Origin of the sequence: Bradyrhizobium monzae, from assembly GCF_021458635.1 — a bacterium.
Taxonomy (GTDB): domain Bacteria; phylum Pseudomonadota; class Alphaproteobacteria; order Rhizobiales; family Xanthobacteraceae; genus Bradyrhizobium.
The window spans coordinates 242,864-260,819 of sequence record NZ_JAIRDQ010000003.1; the positions used below are offsets into that span (position 1 = coordinate 242,864).

The following is a 17,956-nucleotide window of genomic DNA, read 5'->3' on the forward strand; positions in this document are numbered from 1 at the left end:
CACACACCGTCTCAGCCGCCGACGAAGCGCCTTGCGTCAACGCGCCCGGAATCGTCAGCCCTGGTCGCCCGTTCTCACCGGCAGCGCGTCCACGCCGTGTGGCAGTGTCGACTTCGGTGCCGTGCGGGCGAGGCCGGCCAGCGCCAGCTTGCGTTTGCGTCGGGCCTGCAATTGCTGATCCGCCAACACGCCGATCAGAATCACCGTCCCCATCACCGCGAAGTTCAGGGAATTGGGGATGCCCAGGATATTCACGAGGTTCTGCAGCACCTGCAGCAGCGCAGTCCCCAACACGATACCGAGAATGGAACCCTCGCCGCCGCGGAGGCTGCACCCGCCCAGCACGGCAGCAGCAATCGCGTAGAGCTCGTAGAAATTGCCGAAGGAGCTCGGGGACACCGAGTTCGTGTAGAACACGAACAAGACCGTCGCAACTCCAGCGAGCCCACCACTGATGATATAGGCTGTTGCGATCACCATATTCGTGTTGATGCCGGAGAAGCGCGCCGCCTCCTCGTTCTTGCCGACGGCGTAAAGCCAGCGTCCGTAGACCGAGCGGTGCAGCACCACGCCGAGGACGAGCGCAAGGACGATCAGGAGGATGAAGGTGTTCGGGATACCCGCCACATGGCCGGAGGCAATGTTGCTCAGTGTCGCTGCCTCGTCGCCGTAGCCGAAGCCGCGTGTCGAGTCGGTCGTGTAGTAGCGGGCGGCGCCGCGATAGATCAGCAACCCGCACAGCGTCACGATGAAGGGCTGCATTTTCAGCCGCGTGATCAGGACCCCCTGGATGGCCCCCAGCACCAGTCCGCCCAGCAACACAGCCAGCAGCGCCAACGGCCAGGGAACCTGGTACGTCGTCAGGAGATCGACGAAGACGACACCGAGCAGCGCGAACATCGAGCCGAGCGAAAGGTCGATGCCGCCGGTGATGATCACGAGCCCTTCGCCAAGCGCAAACACACCGAACAGGCCGATCAGATTGGCCAGGTTCAGCAGGTTCACCACCGACAGGAAGGCCGGATTGATCATGCCCGTGATGACGGAGATCACCACGAGCAGCAGGCCGAGGCCGAGTTCTTTCTTGATCATTGCGCAGCGGCTTCCACGGTTTCCAGCGCCTGGCCTATTGCAAGCCGCAGCACGTTATATTCGCTGAATTGCGGGCGCTCCAGCACGCCGCTGACTCTTCCCTCATGCATCACCGCGACCCGGTCGGAGACGCCGATGACCTCCTCCATGTCCGAGGAGATCATCACGATCGCGACGCCCTGGTCGGCGAGTTCGCGCATCAGCGCATAGATCTCGCTCTTGGCACCGACATCGATGCCGCGGGTCGGCTCGTCGAAGAACATCACACGCGGCTGCATGGAGAGCCACTTGCCCAACACGACTTTCTGCTGGTTGCCGCCGGAGAGGGTCACGGCCTCCATGTCGACGCTCGGCACCTTGATGGAGAGCCGCCTGACCTGCTCCTTCGCGACATTGCGCTCGGACGCGCCGTTGACCAGCCACATCCGCGCATGATTCAGCAGGCTCGCCAGCGTCACGTTCTCGCAGATCGGCAGCTCCAGCACGAGCCCGGCTTTCTTGCGGTCCTCCGGCACCAGATAGATGCCTTGCCTGATCGCGTCCCGGGGCGATGCGACATCGACCGGCGCGTTGTCGATCCTGATCTCCCCACCCAGCACCGGGTCGATGCCGAAGGCCGCACGGGCCAGCGAAGTGCGACCAGCGCCCACCAGTCCTGCCAGTCCGAGGATCTCGCCATGCCGCACGGAAAGATCGATCTGCCGGTCGGGGAAAGCTGACGTCACGAGGCCGACGATGTCGCACCCCCCCGGCTGGGGCGGCCGTTTCGGCGGCGTATGCAGCGTTTTCAGGTCACGGCCGATCATCAGCCGGATCATTGCGGCATGGCTGAGCTGGTCTCGCGCCAGTTCTCCCACCGTGCGCCCATCGCGCAGCACCACGACACGGTCGGCGCAGGTCATGATCTCGCCGAGCCGGTGCGAGATATAGATCACTGCGATGCCGTGCGCCTTCAGATCGGCAATCACCTCGAGCAGCCGCTCGGTCTCCGAAATCGTCAGGCTCGAGGTCGGCTCGTCCATGATGATCACGCGGGCGTCGATCGAAAGCGCCTTGGCGATCTCTACCATCTGACGTTCGGCGATCGACAAATTGTCGACCAGCGTGTCAGGGCCGAAATCGGCGCCCAGCCGCTGCAGCAGCGGCGTCACGCGGGCGCGCATCTCCGCGCTGTTCACCAGCTTCAGCGGGCCGCCGACGAGCTTCTCGCGTCCGATGAAGACGTTCGCGGCGACGTCGAGATTCTCGAACAGGTTCAGTTCCTGATGCACGAAGGCGATGCCGGTCTGCGTCGCCTCGCTCACCGTCATTTCCGCGTGGTCGGTGCCGCCGATGCGGATCACGCCCGCGCTCGGCGCGATCACGCCGCCCAGCACGCGCATCAAAGTCGACTTGCCGGCGCCGTTCTCGCCGATCAGGCCCAACACCTCGCCGCGGTGCACGCGCAGGCTGACATCGTTGAGGGCCATGACCCCGGGATAGGACTTGCTGATCCCGACGAGTTCGAACAGGATTTCCGCCATTCACTCACTTCCTCCTGCTCGACACCCGACGGCCATGTTCGCTGTTCATGGCCGCCAGGCGTCGAAAGGCACTCAAGGTCACTTCTTCAGCAGATCCTTCATTTTAGCGGTGAACTCCGCGACGTTGGTCTTGCTGATCACCTGGGTCGGCACGATCAGCTTGCTGTCAGCCGGAATCCAGGACTTGTCGCCGTTCAGCGTCTTGATGATGTTGGTGGCGGAGAGATAGCCGAATTCGAACGGCTGCTGCACCACCGTCGACTCGATCGTGCCGTCGGAAATTCCCCGCAGCGTGCGCTGATCCTCGTCGAAGCCGACGATCTTCACCTTGCCCGCCTTGCCCGCCGCCTTGACCGCGTCATAGATCAGCGGTGTCTCGTAGCTCCAAAGGCCGGACAGCAGCGCAATGTCGGGATATTTGACGAGCACGTTCTCCATGTTCGCCTTGGCCTTGGCGGAGTCCACCTGGTCGGTGAACACGTCGACCAGCTCGATCTTGGTGCCGGCGATCGCTTCCTTGATACCCTGCACCCGCTCGCGGGCGTTATCCGCGTCCATCGTGCCGACGAACAGCGCTATCTTGCCGCCGTTCGGCAACGCCTTCTTGAACTCCTCGCCTGCTTGCCGGCCGGCCGCGACGTTGTCGGTACCGATATAAGCGAGACGCTTGCTCTGCGGCGCGTCGCTGTCCGTCGTGATCAAGATGGTCTGGGACGCGACCTTGTTGAGCTCTTCGGTTGCGTGCGGCGCATCGTCGACCGAGATGGAGATGCCGGCGACGCCGCGCACCAGCAGGTCGTCCAGCTCGCGGCGCTGGCCCGCGGCGGTCGCATCGTTGGTGACGATCAACTGGATATCGTATTCCGGGTGCTCCTTCTGAGCCTTCTCGAGCCCGCGGCCGGCGATGACCCAGAAATCGGCCGCGGCATTGGTCACCAGCGCGATGGTCTTCTTCTGCTGGGCCTGCGCCGCCCCCGTGGCCATCGCGAACGCAGCGGCGGTCGCGAGCAACGGCACCAGAAATTTCTTCATTGATCCGTTCATGTTTACCTCCCTTTGGTCCCCCAGATGCGGGGCTTCACAGCGCTTTCTGCGCTCTATTTTATTCACGTCGCGAAGAAATGTTGCAGAGCAGAACATCGAAATCAAGATGTACTGATCTTTTCTTCAAGCGGAAATAGTACATGAGACATGATATTAGTAAATATGGCTCGCCGTGCCGTAATCCGCGCTGTGTGTCTCTAGTTACACCGCAGCAATCGGCGCTTATTAAATTCATGCCCTGAATTAAATAGGACAGCATGACTGACCAGACTGAGTTACCGAGACGAATTTCAGGCATGGCCCGTGGCTCGAACCGGGGCCGCCTGGTGGACGTCCTGCGACGCCACGGGCCATTGCCGCGTGTGGAGCTGGCCCGGAGCACGGGTCTGAGCTTCCCCGCCGTTTCCGGCCTCACGTCCAGGCTGATCGCGGAAGAGTTGCTGTGCGAGACCGAGACGGCGGCACCCTCATGGTCAGACGAGCCCGACGAAGAGGATCCGGATGGGGTGAATGGCCGCCGCCGCGGTCGGCCGGCCACGCTGCTGACCCTGAACCCGGAGTTCGGCCGCATCATCGCGGTCTCGCTGCGCATGAACCTGATCGAGACGCTGATTGCGGATTTCAGCGGCTTCAGCCTGGCACAATCAAGACGCGAAATCGCGACGCGGGCTCTCGATGCGGCCGCGTTGTGCGAACTCGTGATCACGCAAATCAATGCGATGCTGGAGGCGACGGCCACGCCGCGCCATCGGCTGTTGGGAATAGGGATTGCTCTCCAGGGTATCGTGAACTCGGACACTGGCCGGCATCTGTGGAGCCCGGTGCTGTCCGTCACCGACATCGATCTGGCGAAGCCGGTGCGTCAGGCATTCGGCACCGAAGTCGTGATGGCGAATGACGCTGTCGCGGTTGCGCTCGCTCTCGCCGCCACGGAGCCGTCGCTGGCGCAGGGCCTCATGGCCACGATCCTGATCGGTCACGGCGTCGGCATGGGCATCGTGGTCGATGGTGAAGCGCGTTTGGGCGCCGGCGCCGGCAGCGAGATCGGCCATACCAAGTTGGGATCGAACGGGCCGCAATGCCGCTGCGGTCAGCGCGGCTGCATCGAGGCCCATCTCGCCGACTATGCGCTCTACCGCGACGCCCGCACCTTTCTCGACTTGCCGCCAGCGGCGTCGCAGCAACCTTCCGAGGCGCAAATGTCCCTTCTGCACGAGCGCGCACGGAGCGGCGACCCCCGTCTCGAGCACGTCTTCCAGCAGGCAGGCCGCGCGCTTGCCGAGGCTGTCGCGGCGACGATATCCGTGCTGCGCCCACACCATCTCGTCCTGGCAGGGCCCGGCCTGCAGGCATTCGACATGATGCGCCCCGCCTATGAGGAGCGGCTCGAGCAAGCGGTCTTGCCATGGCTGCTCAAGTCCACGACGATCCATCTGCGTCCAAGCGAGTCGGCAGCAATTGTCGATGGCATGATGCGACGGACGCTGCGGGTCGTTGACCGAAACCACATGGACGCAGCAGAATAAACAACGGAACCGGCCCCGATCATCAAGGCGATCCCGAGCGCAACGGCCTTGTTCCCAACAAGCGTCAGAACGGTGACTTCAGACTATGACGACGACAGACACGCCATCCGCCATCCCCGCGACGGGATATCGTCTTCGGCTTCCCGGCCCCACTGAAGTGCCCGAACGGGTGCGGCAGGCCACAGCACGGTTGATCGTCAACCATCGCGGTCCCGAATGCAAAACCGCGATCGGCGAGACCGAGGAGATGATCCGTCCGGTCTTCGGCACGACAAACCGCGTCATGTTCTTCGCGAGCTCCGGAACGGGCGTCATGGAGGCGGCACTCGTCAACGTGGTCGGGCCGGGCAGCCAGATCCTCGTGATCGAGCATGGTCAGTTCGGCGAGCGCTTCACCTCGATCGCCAAGGCCATGAATATCTCGGTCGACACCGTTGCTACCGAGTGGGGCCAGGCCATCGATGTTGCCGCGGTGGAGGCTCGCCTGCGCGAGCGCAGCTACCGCGCCATCGTCGTCGTCCACAACGAGAGCTCGACCGGAATGGTGGCCGATCTTGCGGCGCTCGGCGCGCTTGTGCGCGACCGGCCCACGCTGCTCATTGCGGACTCCGTCAGCGGCCTCGGCGGCATCGCGATGCGACAGGACGAATGGGGCGTCGATATCGTCGTCTCGGCCTCACAGAAGGCGCTGATGTGCCCGCCGGGCCTCGCACTTGCCAGCGTGAGCCCCAAGGCGTGGCGCGTGATCGAGCAGGACGAGCGACGATCGGTCTTCTTCTGGGATTTCCGCCGGGCGCTGAAATCCGTCGAGCTGAACGAGACTCCGTTCACGGCGCCGGTCAGCCTTCTCTATGGCCTGCGTGAATCCCTGACGATGATGCACGAGGAAGGCCTCCCGAACGTGCTCGCGCGCCATCAGCAACTGTCGGGCGCGCTGCGCGCCGGCGGCGCGGCGCTCGGGCTTGCGGATTTTTGCGAGCGCGGACCGCGCTCGAGCACCGTCGTCGTCTTCAAGGTGCCTGACGGGCTCGAGGGCGGAACGATCGTGCGGCGGCTCTACGCCGATCATCGCACGGTCATCGCCGGCGCCCGCAACCGTCTCTCCGGCCGCGTCATCCGATTCGGCACGATGGGCGCCTTCAGAGCCGCAACCATCCTGACAGACCTGCTTCATCTCGAAGACGTCTTGACCAAGCTGGGCCTCCCGGTCGAAGCTGGTGCCGGGCTCAAGGCGGCGACCGAACATCTCGCCAAAACCAAATAAGCAACAACAGAACCGAAAAGGCGAACACGATGAGAACTCCGGCCTCGGTCCTCGCCCGCGGCGCCGCGCTGGCCATCTCGCTCCTTGCGGCCGGATCGGCCTGGGCCGAGCAGCATGTCGTGCTCTATTCGGCCAACGACGACACCGTGAACAAGCTTGTCTCCGACGGCTTCGCCAAGGCGACCGGAATCAAGGTCGACGTGGTGTCGACGGGATCAGGGGTTCTTGTCCGCCGCATCACATCCGAGGCCGCAAATCCGCAAGGCGACGTGATCTGGGGTGTCAGCGCGACGATCCTGCGGCTGGCGAGCCCATATCTTCAGGCCTACCCGGCCAAGGGCCGCGAAGCCGTGCCGGCGCAGTTTCGCGATGCCGGGGATCTCTGGCTCGGCACCAACATCCAGGTCGTCGTGATCGGAGAGAACACCAAGGCGATCGACAAGGACAACGGGCCGAAATCCTGGGCGGATCTCCTCGATCCGAAATGGAAGGGCAAGCTTGCCTTTACCGACCCCAGCAATTCCGGATTCTCATATGCGGCCGCCACCTTGCTTCTATCGCAATGGGGAGAAGGCGACGCAGCCTGGACCAAGATGGGCCAGCTGCTTGCGAACGCGAAGGTGCTCAATCGCTCGACGCAGGTCTTCGAAGGCGTCGGCAGCGGCGAATATCCGCTCGGCATCACGCTGGAATATGCCGGCTTCCTTTGGGCCCACAACGGCGCGCCGGTGAATGTGGTCTACCCAGCCGAGGGCACGCACGCGGTCGTCGAGGGCGCTGGCATCCTGAAAGGCGGACCGAACACTGAAGCTGCCAAACAGCTCATCGATTATCTCGCCAGCAAGGACGTGCAGGAGATGTTGCTGAAAGCGACGTTCCGGCGGCCCGCGCGCCAGGATATCGATCTCGGCACTGTTGCACCCGGCATGCTGCCCTTCTCGGCGATCAAGGTGCTGCCCTACGACGATGCCAAATGGGAAGCGGCGCGGCGCGATACCCTCGCGCGGCTGAAGACGACGATCCAGGATACCCGCTGAAGTCCATGACCGCGATCCGGATCGAACAGTTGACGCGCACCTTCGGCCCGGTGCGCGCGGTGGACAACATCTCGCTCGACATCGCGCATGGCGAGCTGTTCACGCTGCTCGGGCCGTCGGGCTGCGGCAAGACGACGTTGTTGCGCATGATCGCCGGCTTCGTCGAGGTCGAGTCCGGATCGATTTCCTTCGGCGACCGGCGCATCGACAATCTGCCCGCGCATCGCCGCGACACCGGCATGGTGTTTCAGAATTACGCGATCTTTCCGAACCATACCGTGGCCGAAAACGTCGCCTACGGACTGAAGGCGAGGAAGGTTTCGGCCGCCGACATCAAATCGCGTGTCGACAAGGCGCTCGAGCGGGTGCGTCTCGCCGGCTATGGTCCGCGCTCGCCGCACCAGCTCTCGGGCGGCCAGCTGCAACGCGTCGCCATTGCGCGCGCACTCGTCATCGAGCCTGCGGTGCTGCTGTTCGACGAGCCGCTGTCCAATCTCGACGCGCAGCTGCGGACCGAGATGCGCATCGAGATCCGTCAATTGCAGCAGGCGCTCGGCCTGACCGCGATCTATGTGACGCATGACCAGGAGGAGGCGCTGGCCATCTCCGACCGCATCGCGGTCTTGCGGCACGGCAAGGTCGAGCAGGTCGACACGCCCGAGCGCATCTACCGGATGCCGCAGACCGCCTTCGTGGCCGAATTCCTCGGCTCGACCAATATGGTGCCGGGCGTCGCAAAGGCCTTCGACGGCCGCAACACCCAGGTTGCCGCAGCCGGAACGGAGTTTTTGGTTCGGGGCGAGGTCGCCGCGCCGGGTGCACCGGTGCTGCTGTCGCTCAGGCCGGAGGCGTTGCGGCTCAGCGACGGCTCCGACGCCGCCCTCGTTCACGCTCGGCTGGCATTGCGCGAATTCCTGGGCCCGGTGCAGCGTCTCCACGCAACGCTGCCGGATGGCACCCGGCTTCGGGTCTCGGCGCTCGGTGGCGCGGCGTTCGATGCCCTGCCCGGCGCGCCGCTGGTGCTTGCCTACGACCCCGCCCAGATCATTGCGTTCCCTGCGCCATGAAGCGCTTCGCCACCATCGTGGCCCTGGGCTCCCTGGTGCTGCTCGCGGTCTTCCTGCTTTACCCGCTGGCGCTCGTGCTCGATGCGAGCGTCCGGATCGACGGCACGGGCGCCTTCACTTTCGGAAACTATGCGGCGATCGTGAAGAGCCGCTACTATCTCGGCTCCATCGGCAACAGTCTGCTCGCAGCAGGACTCGCAACAGGCCTTGCTTGCGCGATCGGCATCCCGCTCGCCTTCTGCCTCGCCCGGGTTGACGTGCCGGGCCGCGCGCTGCTGCTGACGCTGGCGTCGCTGCCGCTGGTGCTGCCCTCGTTCGTCAGCGCCTACGCTCTCGTGCTGCTGTTCGGCCATGCCGGCGTCGTCACCACGGCCCTGCGCGGGATCGGCATCCCGATCGGCTCGATCTACGGCATGCCCGGCATCGTGATCGTGTTCACGTTGACGCTCTATCCCTACGTGGTGATGCCCGTGCTGGCGGGGTTTCAGGCCGTCGACGCTTCGATGGAAGAGGCCGCCCGTAATCTCGGCGGTTCGCAGTCTTATGCGGTTCGCACCGTGCTGCTGCCGATCGTGATGCCGGCGATCCTGGCCGGCGGCTTGCTGGTCTTCATCGAAGCGCTGGAGAATTTCGGCGTGCCGGCGGTGCTGGCCGAAGACCGGCCGTTTCTCGCCGTCGACATCTTCAAGCTGTTCGCCGGCGAGTCCGACGCAAACCCGGCGGCAGCCGGAGCCCTCAGCGTGCTCCTGATCGCCTGCACCGCGCTCGCGCTGCTCGTTCAACGGCACTATCTCGGCAAGCGCCGTTTCTCGACCAGTGCGCGCAGCGCGCCCGCAAAACTATCGCTGACGCCGGGGTTGCGGCTCGCTGCTGCGATCATGAGCTGGGGCATCGTGATTGTCTCGCTGCTGCCCTTCGCGGCGGTGTTGATGGTCTCGGTGCTGCGCTTCCGCGGCCCCGTCCTGACCTGGGAGCTGGGCCTGGACAATTACGCCACCCTGCTCTCGGGCTCCTATCGACCGCTGCTCAACACGCTGACGCTTGCGAGCGTCGCCGCCGTCGCGACGATGCTGATCGGTGCGCCGATCGGCTATGTCGTCGCCAGGCATCGCTCCCGCCTGTCGGGGCTGCTCGACTTCGTCGGGATGGTGCCGTTTGCGGTCTCGGGCACGATCCTTGCGATCGGCCTCATCGTTGCCTTCAACAGCGGGCCTCTCGTCCTGACCGGCGGCTGGCTGATCCTGGTGATCGCCTACGTCGTCCGCAAGCTGCCTTTCGCCATCCGCTCGTCCTCCGCGATCGTGCATCAGCTCGATCCGTCGCTCGAGGAAGCCTCGGTCAATCTCGGGGTCTCGCCAAGCAAGACATTCGCGACCCTCACGGTGCCGCTGATGGCGAGCGGACTCGTCGGCGGACTTGTCCTCGTCTGGATCACGGCCGCATCTGAGCTGAGCGCGACCATCGTGCTCTATTCGAGCCGTTGGGCGACCACGACCGTCGTCATGTACCACGCGATCGAAGGCACCGGCGCAGGCCTCGCGGCCGCCGCAGCCGCGGTCCTCATTCTCGTCACCGCGATCCCCTTGCTTCTGATCAACCGGCGCGTCAACAAGCAGGAAGCGACCGTCATATGACGGCAGGACAGGACGTCATGAACGACACAACCCGAACGCTCCCGAATTTTCGCAGCGACAATGTCGCGCCGGTCGCGCCTGAGATTCTCCAGGCGATCACCGAGGTCAATCGCGGACCGGCGGCTTCCTATGGCGACGACCATTATTCGAAATTGCTGAACCAGCGTTTCTCGGCGCTGTTCGAGACCGAGGTTACGGTTTTCCCCGTCGCGACCGGCACGGCGGCTAACGCCCTATCACTCGCGGCCTGCGCGCGACCATATGGCGCGATCTACTGCCACGAGGAGGCGCATGTTCACACCGCGGAAGGCGGCGCGACCGAAGCCTTCACAGGCGGCGCGAAGCTCCTCACTCTGCCCGGCTCGAACTTTCGGATCGAGCCCGCACTCCTGCGCCAGGCGCTCGCCGGGACGGCCTGGGGAGTCCGCAATCGCTCCCAGCCCGACGCGGTGTCGATCACCCAGTGCAGCGAATTCGGCACCGTCTACGCGCTCGCCGAGATCGCGGAGATCAGTGCAATCGCCCGTGACAGGAATCTGTCCGTTCACATGGATGGCGCCCGCTTCGCCAACGCCCTGGCGCGGCTCGGCTGCAGTCCGTCGGAGATGACGTGGCGCGCGGGCATCGACATCCTGTCCTTTGGCGCGACCAAGAACGGCGCCATGTCGGCGGATGCGATCGTGGTCTTCGACCGAGACCTCGTCGAACCCCTGTCCTACCGGCTTCGCCGCGCCGGCCAGACCTGGTCGAAGATGCGCTATGCGGCTGCACAGCTGCTCGCCTATGTCGAGGGCGGCCTTTATCTGCGGCTCGCGACCAAGGCCAACGCCGTGGCTGCGCGCCTTGGAGCGGGTCTCGCCGCACTGCCCGGCGTTCGGCTCGTCGCGCCAGTGGAAGCCAATCTGGTTTTCATCAACCTCCCTGTGTCGGCCATCAACCGGCTCGCTGCGACTGGCTTGCCATTCGCGCGACGTGGCCAGGACGTCATCCGCTTCGTGACCCGCTTCGACAGCACCGAACAGGAAGCCGACGAGGTCATCGCGCTCGTCCGTGATGCGACGACAGGAGGCTGAGAGCGACGCGCCGCCGCCTCAGTTCAAACGTCAGACCTCGCGATTCTCACAGCCCGGTTGTATCATCCGCGCATGAGAGAATCCGGCATCGTGGAAGGCGCGACGCGCGTTCGCAAGATCATCCATATCGACATGGATGCCTTTTACGCGTCGGTGGAACAGCGCGATAATCCGGAACTGCGCGGCAAGCCCGTCGCGGTCGGCGGTTCGGCCGAGCGCGGTGTGGTCGCCGCGGCGAGCTATGAAGCGCGCAAATTCGGCGTTCGGTCCGCGATGCCGTCGGTCACCGCGAAGCGTCAATGTCCCGACCTGATCTTCGTGAAGCCGCGCTTCGAAATCTACAAGGCGATCAGCCGGCAGATTCGCGAGATATTTGCCGAGCACACCGATATCATCGAGCCCTTGTCCCTCGACGAGGCCTATCTCGACGTGACGGAGAACCTACAAGGCATCCCGCTCGCGCGCGACATCGCGCTGCGGATCCGCGAGAAGATCAAGGCCGAGACCGGCCTCAACGCTTCGGCGGGCATTTCCTACAACAAGTTCCTGGCCAAGCTCGCCTCCGATCACCGCAAGCCGAACGGCCAGTTCGTGATCTCCCCGGAGATGGGACCCGCCTTCGTGGAGACGCTGCCTGTCGGCAAGTTCCACGGGATCGGGCCGGCAACAGGTGCGAAGATGAACGCACTCGGCTTGTTTACCGGTCTCGACATCCGCAACCAGACGCTCGAGTTCATGAACGCGAACTTCGGCAAGTCGGGCGCCTATTACTACTGGATCTCGCGCGGCGTCGACGAACGGCCGGTGCGGGCCAACCGGATCCGCAAATCCATCGGTGCGGAAACCACGTTCTCGACCGATCTCGCCGATTTCGACGTGCTGGTCGTCGAGCTTTGCCCCCTCGTCGACAAGGTCTGGCGCCATTGCGAGACGACCGGCAACCGGGGCCGCACCGTCACCTTGAAGATCAAGTTTGCCGACTTCGAGATCATCACACGCAGCAGGTCTCTCCTCGCGCCGGTCGCAGGCCGGGACGAGTTGGAGCGCCTGGCCTGCGGCCTGCTCGAAGTCGAGATGCCGCTGCCCAAACGCGTCAGGCTGCTGGGTGTATCGCTGTCGTCCCTCCAGCTCGGAGACGATGCGGAGCCGCAATTGACTTTCGGCATCTGATCCGAACCGGGTGCGGCAAGTGCGAAACCGGAATCACGCCGCGATCTCTTCCGCCCGGCTCCCGCCCTGATCGCGCTTCGCATTGATCAAATTGAGGAGATGCGCAGCCGCGCGAGCGTCGCTGAGAGCGCGGTGGTGGTCTTTCAGTTCGATATTGTAGGCACGGGTGAGCTTGCCGAGCCCGTATGATTTGTGACCGGGGTAGTGCCGGCGCATGCCCGCACAGGTGCAGAGTTTTGGAAAGCGAAAACGGCGTTCGAGGCGCTCGTATTCCGCGGCGATGAAGCCGTAATCAAAGTTCACGTTGTGGGCGACGAAAATGCCATCGCCCATGAACTGCATGAAGCTGTCCGCGATTTCTGCGAACAACGGCGCATTCCGCACCATCTCATTGGTGATGCCGGTCAAGGCGACGATCCTGGCGGGGATCGACCGCTGGGGGTTGAGCAGCGAATGCCATTCCGCCACGACCTCATGATTGCGGATCCTGACGGCACCGATCTCGGTGATGCGATCCCCGCCGGTCCAGCCGCCGGTGGTCTCGATATCCACGACGACATAGTCCTGGTCCGGATCGAAACGAAAGTCGGCGCGGCCGATTTCCGCGGGAATGCCGGCGTTGCCGAGCTGGCGAAGCCGCGTCAGCTGGTTGCGCCTGATCACGTCGCCCTCGGCCTTCACCTCCATGAACGAGACCGTGCCATCGGCCACGAGCATGAGATCGGGAAAGCCATCGCGCATCGCGCGATAGTCTTCGCACATCAGGCGAAGGATCGCGGCGAGGCCCGCCGCACGCGCGCCTGCCAGCAGCGCGCGGAGTGCATCGATATCGACATGGTCCCAGGCGAACACGCCGTTCGGCTTTCCCCATTTCGCGGCGACGATCCGCAGGATCTGGGGGAGCGCGGCGCTCGACGCGACGGCTTCCAGCTTCGTCTCGATCCGGGAAGCGAACAATCGCGCAAAGGTTCTGTCCTTCAGGCAGTGCGGCATCCAATCGAAGCCGCTGTGCAGTTGCCCGGATTCGAACAACTCGTCCCAGAACAGCAATCCGAACAGACAATGCCAAAGCGTGTTTTCGGCGTGGAAGACTTCGAGACCCTGCCGGCGCAAGACGCCCGCAAGTCCTGCTTCCGGATTACCGCGCCAGGAATCGTCGACCCGGAGCGTTCGCCCCGCCCGCAGCAGCTCGGTGCAGAGTCCTGTCCGGCGTCCATCGAACTTCCGGGCATAGAAATCGCTCGCGAACACGAACTCGTCGTCGCTGGCGGGATCGTCGATCATGCGACGCAGCAGTTCCTCAGCGGCGTCCTTGTCGCCTTCCGCATAGAGCAGACGGGCGAGGCGCTCGTGGCATTCGGCCGACGAGCCGACACGGTAGAGCTGAACCGCGAGCGCGGCCTCCCCCTTCTTTTCAAAATGCAAACCCGCCTTGTGTGCCGCACGGCTCCGCAGATCGATCGCGTAGTCCGTCGGGCAGACAGGACCGCCGAGAATGGCGGCGACGGAATTGCGATACACCTCGTCCGATTTGGTCTCGAGGTGGCGCAGCAGGCGCGCGTAGTGGAAGCAGGCCCTCGCCTCATCCGCGTCGGCAAACCGGGCGCTGAAATCCGCCTGATCGTTCGTGCGCAAAATGCCGAGGTCGCGCAGCGCGAAATTCTTGAGGTTGTTCTCGGTCTTGCCGAAATAGAGATAGAGCAGGAACTCCAATGGCTCGGTATCACCGAGCGCGATGAAGGCCTCGCCTCCGCAGTGCTGGAACGCAGCACCGAACGGCAAATTGGCGAGACAATGCTCCGTGAGCTTGCCCTTCGGCCATGAGGCCCGGACATCGCTCATGCCGACGGCCTTTGCGCCGTCGAACAGTATCGGCTTTGCAAGACACGCCACGAACGCAGCGTAGTCCTTCTCGATCAGACCTCGGACGTAACCGGCGGCAGCAAGCTCCCCCAGCGCGCCGAAAAGGTCGGCGATCTCGGTGTACTTGAACGTGGAGGGATTGAAGACCGTACCGTTCCGGTTGACCATCCGGATGAACAGGCACTGGGCGTCCTTGGACAGCGACGAGAAGCGCGCGACAAACGCCTGATGCCTTTCGGTCAGCACCGGACCGTAGGTCTCGCAAACGAAGCTCAGCATCTCCGTGAAATGGTCGTGGTAGTAATAGACCGGCAGGACAGGCAACGTCATCCGTGCGTCGCCCTCGGCGCGGCGCAGCCGAATACCGCTCTGGTCAGATCTGCGCGGGCGGCGGAGATACCGGCCACCCCTGATTCACGGGCGCTCATGTTCGACTTCTGTTCTTTTCGTCCGACAGTGTCAAGCTCAGAACGTCGCGACCGAACGAGATCCCAGACGGAGAAGTTAGCGTCGAGCGAAGAGACAGAGACTCTGTCGGTGATGCGAACAGGTGGAGCATCTGGCTGAGGCGGGTGGGATCGAACCTCCGAATGGCCGAACCAAGACCTGTTTGATTGTTCGACGATTTCAATCCGCATTTGGAAAAAGCGGCGTGCGGCACCCGCCCTTTTCTCGCCGCCATCGTCATTCAGGAACGCGCAGGGGGCGGGCTCCTCCAGGGGGCAGTTCCTGAAGGTTCTGCGTGATCATCCAACGTTTAGTGCAACACGAAGTGATTGCGTCCCGCCGTGCGCTCCTTGGCGGGCTTGCGTCCTCAGCCTGCGTTGTCGCGCTGGGCGGATGCGCCAGCTTGGGTGCTACCGGCGCACGCTACGACGCTTCGTCGCTCTCGGTCGACCCTACGTTGCTCGTCGTAACCACGCGCAAGCCAGTAAACGGCGGCCGGTCGAAGCCATGGTTCGGGCCGGAGCGGGCTTCTACGATGACCATCGCACGAGCCAAGCTCGTGTCGCCTGGTGACAGCCGTTTCTCTCTGGCTGCAGCCGGACTTGACGATTGGCGTCTTGATGGGGTCGAGCCGGTATCGGGCGATGTCGGCAGTCTTGTCGGGCAGGCCGGCGGCGGACCAGATGTTCTCATCTACGTGCACGGTTTCAAGCAGACGTTCGAGACAGCGGCGCTCGATGCTGCGCATCTCTCCGATGGCATCAGGTTCCGCGGCCAGACGATGGTATTCTCCTGGCCCTCGAAGGCTGGACTGTTCGACTATGCCTATGACCGCGACAGCGCAATGTGGTCCCGCGATGGCTTCGAACGCGTCCTGCAATCTGTCGTGACGAGTTCAAGCGCCGGCCGCGTCCACATCGTCGCGCACAGCATGGGAACCATGCTCACGCTCGAAAGCCTGCGCCAGCTCTATGCGCGATCTGGTGACGCCGTTGCGGGCAAGATCGGTGCCGTGGTGTTCGCCGCGCCGGACATCGACATGGACGTGTTCTCGTCGTCGATCAACCGCGTCGGTTCGCTTTCGCGCAAGATCACCGTCATCGCCGCAACGAACGACCGCGCGCTGGCATTGTCGGGGCAAATCGCTGGTGGGATGACAAGGGTCGGCGCTGCCGAGAAGACCGCCATCGAAGGGCTCGGGGTGCGCGTGGTCGATGCGTCCGAGGCAGGCTGGGGCGTTATCAACCACGACCTGTTCCTGTCGAATGCGGAGGTGCGCCAAGTGATACGCCGCTCGATTGATAGCGTGGCCGCGTGAATCCGCGGTGGCCGCGGTTCGTCCGGGCGAGGCTGCCGGATTCCGTCGGCACGGCGTGTTTGCTCTAACGCATGCGCGAGGTTGGGGCTAGCTCTGACAGCCCGTTGACAGGTTCAATGCCTTGAACAAGCCATCGAAGACGCTTGACCGGCAGGGCTTGACCTCCGCGACTGGTTTGGCGCGCTTGACATTCGCAATTGCCTTGGACGTTCCGTGCGCGGGCCGAGGTCCAGGCAGCATGACCGCGAACTTTCCCTCGCTTGCGGTGCGCCGGTGTGGCTCGATGATCTTCAAAGGCTCTTGCGCAACAGTCGCCTTTTGATCCGGCCGAGGCATCGGTTCGCTCGAGGCGACCGCCTGCGGAGGCGCCTCAAATTGCATGTGCGGGGTTTCGAGCCGGTCTGCCGTCGTCAGCGTATCGGCTGAGACGCGTAACCCGACGGTCGCCTGAACGGGCGGCGCGTTCACGGGCTTTGTCATGCGCGGCGCTGTCTCAAGCTCCATCATCGCGAGTGTACCGAAGCCAACGAGGATGAGAGCAGCCTTCATCTGATTTCACGCTTCCCGAACGAAACGCCTCGTTCAAAGCCGAAAATAAGCTCGCGAAAATCGGAGACCAATTGCAGACATCCAATAAGGCGGCTTGGCGGCAGAACTGAACCAGCCGGCGCGGCCACGGGACAAGATCAGAGACAGGGTTAACGCGGGTCATGCGAACTGGCCTCTTGTGCGGAGTGCTCGCTGTCGCCCACCGACTGGTACCTGAGGCCCCCCTCGAGCTTGCAACGTGCTAATCTGAGGCGGCACTCAGCCTGGACGGTGCACCGTGACCGATGGTCGTCACCCGGCATGGACCGAGGAAAGCCGCTTTCGCGGTGCGCTCGACGATGTGATTATCGTCCCGCTTGTTGTTGTCGCGCTCGCCACGAACAAGATCCTGCTTTTCGTTCTTTCGATCTTGATGCGGATGCTTGACTACGCCTTCCCTTTTGCAATGCAGATTGTCTGGCTTCCGCTCTTCGCGGCCAGGCTTGTCGGCGATGCCATCGTTACTGTCATCGATGGCGCGGTGCGCTTCCTTCCCCTGTCCGCCGCGAAGCGTCGACAGTGGGGTAGATCGATTCGCCGAAACTGGTTGTGGTTCCGGCGGAAGATCAGCTATCGAGCGTTCGAACATGCCGTGCATGATGCCTTTGAAGGCGGCATGGCATGGGTGTTCAGAACCTGCCGGCATCTCACGCCGAACGCCGCATTGCTCGTGATCCTGTGCGCGGTCCTTTGGCTGCCGATCTCTTTCGGTGCGGCAACAGCGATGCACGCGATATTGCTTGCCAAGGTCACGTCCTGGCCGGCCTGGATGCAACTCCTACATCCGCTCGCAACGGTCATCGCGAAGAGCAAGCTTCTGGTGCTACCGGTCTATCCGGCAGCCTGGCCGCAGGCCGAACAACATCCCTTCGTTCAGCTCGTCTTCAGGGGCTACGACATGGTCAAGCGCGCGCATGTGATCAGGAAGGTCGGCCTTCGCTATCGGCAGGCAGAGATCGCCGGGATCGCGGCGGTTGAGAGGCTCGAGCGCATTGCGGGCCTCACGTCGGCGGTGAGGTGGTTGCGCGAGGCTCATGTCGCAGAGCATCTCGGCGTCGAGAAGCCCACTCAGGAATTGCGTTCGTTCTTCGCGCGATGGTCCATCAAGTTCTCGGCTGAATATTACGAAGCAAAGGAACGGCAAGCCTCAGCGGTCCCATCACCAAACAGCAGCAAGCCGCAAAGGCCGAGTTGAGAAGGCAATTTGACGAGCAACATCAATTGGCTGGGGCGGGAGGGATCGAACCTCCGAATGGCGGAATCAAAATCCGCTGCCTTACCACTTGGCTACGCCCCATCAGGCGACGAAG

General features: G+C 63.6%; 15 protein-coding genes and 1 tRNA gene. 10 read left to right on the forward strand and 6 right to left on the reverse strand.

The genetic code is table 11. The annotated features are described in order from the left end of the window. Positions 1-54 precede the first annotated feature (54 nt). From K3F49_RS14635 to K3F49_RS14645, 3 genes are all read right to left on the reverse strand, one after another. The gene (locus K3F49_RS14635; RefSeq protein ID WP_234681647.1) at positions 55-1,092 is read right to left on the reverse strand and encodes an ABC transporter permease; all 1,038 of its coding nucleotides are present in this window, start codon (positions 1,090-1,092) and stop codon (positions 55-57) included. Next, on the reverse strand, positions 1,089-2,615 hold the full coding sequence (locus K3F49_RS14640; RefSeq protein ID WP_234681648.1) for a sugar ABC transporter ATP-binding protein: 1,527 nt from the start codon (positions 2,613-2,615) through the stop codon (positions 1,089-1,091). The genes K3F49_RS14635 and K3F49_RS14640 overlap by 4 nt, the downstream gene beginning before the upstream one ends. A gap of 78 nt (positions 2,616-2,693) precedes the next feature. After that, positions 2,694-3,659: a sugar-binding protein gene (locus tag K3F49_RS14645; protein WP_234681649.1), complete on the reverse strand. Its 966-nt coding sequence runs from the start codon at positions 3,657-3,659 to the stop codon at positions 2,694-2,696. A gap of 257 nt (positions 3,660-3,916) precedes the next feature. On the opposite strand from K3F49_RS14645, the gene K3F49_RS14650 reads away from it, so the two are divergent. The 7 genes from K3F49_RS14650 to dinB all read left to right on the forward strand — a co-directional run bounded on the left by K3F49_RS14650 (position 3,917) and on the right by dinB (position 12,430). Next, positions 3,917-5,185 carry an ROK family protein gene (locus tag K3F49_RS14650; RefSeq protein WP_234681650.1) on the forward strand — a complete coding sequence of 423 codons (1,269 nt, stop codon included), beginning with the start codon at positions 3,917-3,919 and terminating at the stop codon, positions 5,183-5,185. Between the two features lie 85 nt (positions 5,186-5,270). Further along, positions 5,271-6,449 (forward strand): pyridoxal-phosphate-dependent aminotransferase family protein, encoded by a 1,179-nt coding sequence (locus K3F49_RS14655; RefSeq protein WP_234681651.1) that lies wholly within the window; start codon positions 5,271-5,273, stop codon positions 6,447-6,449. 29 nt (positions 6,450-6,478) lie between these two features. Beyond that, positions 6,479-7,486, forward strand: a complete 1,008-nt coding sequence (locus K3F49_RS14660) for an extracellular solute-binding protein (RefSeq protein ID WP_234681652.1) — start codon at positions 6,479-6,481, stop codon at positions 7,484-7,486. Positions 7,487-7,491: 5 nt separating this feature from the next. Then, a complete protein-coding gene (locus tag K3F49_RS14665) occupies positions 7,492-8,553 on the forward strand; it encodes an ABC transporter ATP-binding protein (RefSeq protein ID WP_234681653.1) in 1,062 nt (353 codons plus the stop codon). Continuing rightward, positions 8,550-10,187, forward strand: a complete 1,638-nt coding sequence (locus K3F49_RS14670) for an ABC transporter permease (RefSeq protein ID WP_234681654.1) — start codon at positions 8,550-8,552, stop codon at positions 10,185-10,187. Before K3F49_RS14665 ends, K3F49_RS14670 begins: the two co-directional genes overlap by 4 nt. Before the next feature lie 17 nt (positions 10,188-10,204). After that, positions 10,205-11,260: a threonine aldolase family protein gene (locus K3F49_RS14675; RefSeq protein WP_234681655.1), complete on the forward strand. Its 1,056-nt coding sequence runs from the start codon at positions 10,205-10,207 to the stop codon at positions 11,258-11,260. Positions 11,261-11,332: 72 nt separating this feature from the next. Further along, positions 11,333-12,430: a DNA polymerase IV gene (gene dinB / locus K3F49_RS14680; protein ID WP_234681656.1), complete on the forward strand. Its 1,098-nt coding sequence runs from the start codon at positions 11,333-11,335 to the stop codon at positions 12,428-12,430. 33 nt (positions 12,431-12,463) lie between these two features. Here the strand turns inward: dinB and K3F49_RS14685 are convergent, their stop codons facing one another. Further along, positions 12,464-14,623 carry an exonuclease domain-containing protein gene (locus K3F49_RS14685; protein ID WP_234681657.1) on the reverse strand — a complete coding sequence of 720 codons (2,160 nt, stop codon included), beginning with the start codon at positions 14,621-14,623 and terminating at the stop codon, positions 12,464-12,466. 284 nt (positions 14,624-14,907) lie between these two features. On the opposite strand from K3F49_RS14685, the gene K3F49_RS39180 reads away from it, so the two are divergent. Both K3F49_RS39180 and K3F49_RS14690 read left to right on the forward strand, forming a co-directional pair. Next, positions 14,908-15,039, forward strand: a complete 132-nt coding sequence (locus K3F49_RS39180) for a hypothetical protein (protein WP_276575381.1) — start codon at positions 14,908-14,910, stop codon at positions 15,037-15,039. Beyond that, positions 15,036-16,058: an alpha/beta hydrolase gene (locus K3F49_RS14690; protein ID WP_234681658.1), complete on the forward strand. Its 1,023-nt coding sequence runs from the start codon at positions 15,036-15,038 to the stop codon at positions 16,056-16,058. The genes K3F49_RS39180 and K3F49_RS14690 overlap by 4 nt, the downstream gene beginning before the upstream one ends. Positions 16,059-16,145: 87 nt before the next feature. On the opposite strand, the gene K3F49_RS14695 is transcribed toward K3F49_RS14690, so the two are convergent. After that, the gene (locus K3F49_RS14695) at positions 16,146-16,607 is read right to left on the reverse strand and encodes a hypothetical protein (RefSeq protein WP_234681659.1); all 462 of its coding nucleotides are present in this window, start codon (positions 16,605-16,607) and stop codon (positions 16,146-16,148) included. A 277-nt stretch (positions 16,608-16,884) separates the two neighbouring features. Between K3F49_RS14695 and K3F49_RS14700 the strand changes: the two genes are divergently transcribed. Next, positions 16,885-17,841 carry a hypothetical protein gene (locus tag K3F49_RS14700; protein WP_234681660.1) on the forward strand — a complete coding sequence of 319 codons (957 nt, stop codon included), beginning with the start codon at positions 16,885-16,887 and terminating at the stop codon, positions 17,839-17,841. Between the two features lie 27 nt (positions 17,842-17,868). Here the strand turns inward: K3F49_RS14700 and K3F49_RS14705 are convergent. Further along, positions 17,869-17,943 (reverse strand) — tRNA-Gln (locus K3F49_RS14705). Between the last annotated feature and the right edge of the window lie 13 nt (positions 17,944-17,956).